This window comes from Kitasatospora sp. NPDC007106 (assembly GCF_040634455.1).
Taxonomy (GTDB): Bacteria; Actinomycetota; Actinomycetes; order Streptomycetales; family Streptomycetaceae; genus Kitasatospora; species Kitasatospora arboriphila.
The window spans coordinates 1-4,403 of record NZ_JBEYFP010000501.1 but is presented as its reverse complement, the minus strand read 5'-3'; the positions used below and the strand labels follow the sequence as shown (position 1 = coordinate 4,403).

Sequence of the window (4,403 nt, the reverse complement as noted above, 5' to 3'; positions counted from 1 at the left end):
GCCTCACCGCCTGCCTCGGCAGCGCGGCCCTGGAGCTGGCCCGCCTCGACGCGGCCGGGCGGCGCACCCCGTGAGCGCGGGCGCCGTCCCCGGCCCGGGCGGTTCAGCCGGGGGTCGGGCCGCGCTGGCAGTGCGGGCACCAGACGGCGGGGCGGTCCTCGGCGTGCGGGGCGGTGCGCAGCCGGGTGCCGCAGCGCGCGCAGGGACGGCGGGCCCGGCCGTAGACCCAGGTGCGGCGGTCCGGGTGCGGGTCGCGGGTGGTGATCCGCTCGGCCCGCAGCTTGTTGGCCTCCAGCAGGTGCTGCGCCTTGGCGAGGACCCGGTCGAGCACGGCGACCTCGCCGACCGGGGTCCACGGGGTGACACCGGCCATGAAGCACAGCTCGTTGGCGTACACGTTGCCGATGCCCGCCAGGTTGCGCTGGTCGAGCAGGGCCTCGCCGACCGGCCGGGCCGGGTCGGCGGCGAGCCGGCGCAGCGCCTCGGCGGCGTCCCAGTCCGGGCCGAGCAGGTCGGGTCCGAGGTGGCCGACGGCCCGGTCCTCGTCGGCGGTGCGGAGCAGTTCGACGACGGGGAGGCGGTAGCCGACGGCGGTGCGCTCGGCGGTGCCGAGCACGGCGCGGATCTGGTGCGCCGGGCCGCCGTGCCATTTCTCTCCGGTGCGGAAGACCGCCCAGCGGCCGTCCATCCGCAGATGGGTGTGCAGGGTGAGGCCGTCGTCGAAGCGGGTGAGCAGGTGCTTGCCGCGCGGCACGACGTCCAGCACCAGGCGGTCCGTCAGGTCGGCGGTGGCGTGGGCGGGCACGCGCAGGTCGGCCGCGGTCAGCCGGTGGCCGGCCAGGGCCTCCCGCAGCTGCGCGGCCGTGCGGTAGACGGTGTCGCCTTCGGGCACTCCCCCATCATGCCGGTCCGGCGGGGCGCGGTGGCAGGATGCGGGCCGGAGAGGGAGGCACGGTGACCGGTCGGGCGGTGCGGAGCACGGTGGAGTGCGGGCGGTGCGGCGGCGCCGTCCGCCGGGAGGTCGGCCAGTTCGTGCGGTGGGGGCGGCTCGGCTGGGGCGTGGACACGGACTGCGCCGATTGCTCGGTCATCTCCTGCGAGGAGGACTGGGGCCCGGCGCCCGACTCCGTCCGGCGGGTGCTGCTGGCCGAGCACGGCACCTTCGCCGTCCGTCCGGTGGGATCCGCGGTGAGCGGGCTCGCCCTGCTGCGGGTGCTGCGCGAGGACGGTACCCGCTCGCTCGCCGAGGCCCGGCGTCTGGCCGGCGAACTGGCCGGGGCCGGCCTCACCGGCACCGAGGTGGAGATGGAGTTCCTGGCCGGGCGGCTCCGCCTCCACGGGGTGGCGGCCGCGGTCGGGCCGGTCGGCGCCGGGCCGGGTCAGGCCTCGGCCGGGCGGTAGACCGTCAGCCCGGCGGGCGTCTTGGCGAGCAGCAGGTGCTCGGGGGCGTCGACGACCTCGCCGTCGACCGCGGCGTGGGCGACACCCCGCAGGTCGGTCAGGTCGAGGGCGGACAGCCGGGCCTCGCGGTAGACCGGGGAGCGGCCGAGGGTGCCGAGCAGGAAGGCGGCGACCAGGCGCGTCCGGGCGAAGGGGTGGCTGCCGTCGACCGCGCGGACGTCGAGCAGGCCGTCGTCGAGGCGGGCGCGCCGGGTCGGGGCGAAGCCGGGCGGGTCGTACACGCTGTTGCCGGCGAACAGCAGCCACAGGTTGCGCGGCACCCCGGCGACGGAGACCCGGACGGGTTCGGCGGAGGAGAGCACCTCGACCAGGGCGACGGCGAGCGCCGGCCACTTGCCGATCCGCTTCTCGTGGCGCTCCCGGATGCGGACGAGGTCCGGGTAGACGCCGATGCTGAAGGTGTTGAGGAACGGCAGGTCGGTGCCGTCCGGCCCGCTGACCCGGCCGAGGTCGACGGCGACCGCGCTGCCGCTCTCCACCGCCTCGGCGGTGCGGGCGAGTTCGTCGACGCCGAGGTCGAGGGCGAAGTGGTTGAGGGTGCCGCCGGGGAAGACGGCGAGCGGCAGACCGGCCCGGCGGGCGACGGAGGCCGCCAGGTTGACGGACCCGTCGCCGCCGCAGACGCCGAGCGCACCGCCGGCCCCGGCGGCCCGGGCGGCGGCCTGCTCGACCAGGTCGGCCAGGTCGTCCTCGGGGCCGCGTTCGACGATCTCCGCCTCGGGGAGCAGGCGGCGGAGTTCGGCGACGGTGGCCCCGGGGCCGTCCGGCCCGGAGTCGGCGTTGACCACGACGACCAGCCCGGCGCCGCGCGGCAGCGCGGGGGCGGTGATCCGCGCCGGGGCCGCCCGGGCCGGCTCCTCGGCGGCGCGCGGCCACCACCGGGTGGTGAGCAGCGCGGCGCCGGCGCCGAGCGCCGCCCCGGCCAGCACGTCACCGGGGTAGTGCACCCCGACGTACACCCGGGAGGCCATCACCCCGAACGCCAGTGGGGCGGCGCAGACGGCGAGCGCGGGCGACTCCAGCGCCATGCCGACGGTGAAGGCCGCGGCGGAGGCGGAGTGGCCCGAGGGGAAGGAGGTGGTCAGCGGCTGGACGGCCAGCCGCCGGGCGAGCGGGACGTCGTCGAGCAGCGGCCGGGGCCGCCGGGTGGCGTACTTCGCCGGGACGTTCGCCAGCAGCGAGGCCAGGGCGAGCGAGCCGGCCCCGCGCAGGGCGGCCCGCCGGGCGGTGCGGTTGCCGGTGGCGGCGAGCGCGGCGGCGACGCCGAACCACAGCACCCCGTGGTTGGCCGCCTTGCTGAGCCGGGGCAGCACCGGGTGGGCACCGCGCAGCCGGCTGACGGCGACGCGGGCGAAGAGTCGGCGGTCGAGACTGCGCAGCGCCCTCATGGAGTCAGCCTAGGCCCTCCGCCGCGGACCGCGCCGGATCAGCGCGCGGCGACGGGCCCGGGGCCGGGCGAGCCTGCGGACCGTCCCGGTGCCGGACCGCCCTTGCGCGGGAGCGCACTTGGCCCGGTCCGGCCGGAGCAGCGGCGGTGGTGTCCGGACCGGCGAGGCGCTGCGGGCGGCTGACGGTCGGCCACACCGCACGCGGGCGGGCCGACGGGCCGACGGAGGGGCCGGCCGCGCGGGGCCTGCCGGCGGGCGGTTCGCCGGCAGGCCGTCCTGCGGCCGGGGCGGCCTGCGGTCACATGACCATGCAGGAGTACGCGACCGAGGGGTCGGGTGCACCGCCGTTGGCGACGAAGCCGAAGGTGGTGGAGGCGCCGGCGGCGAGGGAGCCGTTCCAGTCCGCGTTGTCGACGGTGGCGGCCGTGCCGGTGCCGGTGCTGACGCCGTTCCAGACGCTCGCCAGCGACTGGCCGCCGGGCAGGGTGAAGTGCACCATCCAGCCGAGGATCGGGGTGGTGCCGGTGTTCTTGACCGTCACCTCGCCCTGGTAGCCGCCGGACCAGCTGCCGACGGTGCGGTAGGCGGCGGAGCAGGCGGCGCCGGCCGGCGGCGGGTCGGTCGGGCCGCTGCCGTCGCCGACACCGGTGACCTGGCCGGTGCCGCCGTCGAAGACCACGTCGGAGCAGGAGTAGAAGGTCTCGGCGCTGTCCGAGCGCTGCCAGACGGTGTAGATGACGTGCCGTCCGGACTTGTTCGCGGGCAGCGTGCCGTTCCAGGTGTACTTGCCGTCGATCGTGCCGACCGTCCCGGACAGCGGCGGGTTGGCCACGGACCGGAAGGGCGTGCTCTCCAGGGCGTCCCAGGTGAGCGGCTGGGCCGGGTCGAAGCCGTCCTTGGTGACGTACTGGTGGAAGGAGCCGGGGTGGGCCGCCCAGGCGTTGTAGCTGAAGGTGAACGCGGCGCCGCTCGTCAGGTGGGTCAGCGGCCAGTCGGTGCGGACCTGGTCGAAGCCGGTGAAGTTGGGGTTGCCGCCGCTGCAGAGCTGTCCGTCCGGGACGAAGCCGCGGGTGCGGCCCGCGCCGTCCGAGCGCAGCACGGAGAACCAGTTGTAGAACGGGGTGGTGCCGCCGGTGGCGGCCGCGGCGGCGCAGGCCGCGTTGCGGGGCTTGATCTCCCCGGTGGGGGTGATGGCGTCCTGGTAGCAGAGGAAGGTCCGGCTGCCGGGCGCCATCGGCGCGCCGTGGGCCGCGGCCCGGGGGCTGCCCAGCACCACCAGCACGAGTGCGGGCAGGGCGGCGAGCAGGGTGAGCAGGCTGATCAGGTGTAACCGTCGGCGGAGGTCGGCCATGTGCGTCGTCCCTTTCGGCAGGTGGGGCGGGGACCGCGGGACGGGCCCCGGGCGAAGGGGTGGGAGCGCTCCCATTCGGAACGTAGCGCGGACTCCGCCGGCTGTAAACGGATTCGGTCGCGGCTATGACAAATTCCCGGACCCGCGCAGCCGGGCGGGCCGCCGCTCACGCCCGGGCGGCCGCGGCGGCCGGCAGCGCGATC

Annotated in this window: 4 protein-coding genes; 1 reads left to right on the top strand and 3 read right to left on the bottom strand. The window is 77.1% G+C overall.

Going from position 1 to position 4,403, the window contains the following annotated elements:
• Window positions 1-103: 103 nt before the first annotated feature.
• Entirely contained in the window at window positions 104-892 is a 789-nt protein-coding gene (locus ABZ641_RS27075) for a DNA-formamidopyrimidine glycosylase family protein (protein WP_359985766.1), read from the bottom strand.
• 62 nt (window positions 893-954) lie between these two features.
• Here ABZ641_RS27075 and ABZ641_RS27070 point away from each other — a divergent pair, with 62 nt between their 5' ends.
• On the top strand, window positions 955-1,401 hold the full coding sequence (locus ABZ641_RS27070) for a hypothetical protein (protein ID WP_344623565.1): 447 nt from the start codon (window positions 955-957) through the stop codon (window positions 1,399-1,401).
• Here the strand turns inward: ABZ641_RS27070 and ABZ641_RS27065 are convergent.
• Window positions 1,380-2,849 (bottom strand): phosphatase PAP2 family protein, encoded by a 1,470-nt coding sequence (locus ABZ641_RS27065; RefSeq protein ID WP_359985763.1) that lies wholly within the window; start codon window positions 2,847-2,849, stop codon window positions 1,380-1,382. The genes ABZ641_RS27070 and ABZ641_RS27065 overlap by 22 nt on opposite strands.
• A gap of 298 nt (window positions 2,850-3,147) precedes the next feature.
• On the bottom strand, window positions 3,148-4,200 hold the full coding sequence (locus ABZ641_RS27060; RefSeq protein WP_359985761.1) for a lytic polysaccharide monooxygenase: 1,053 nt from the start codon (window positions 4,198-4,200) through the stop codon (window positions 3,148-3,150).
• Window positions 4,201-4,403 lie beyond the last annotated feature (203 nt).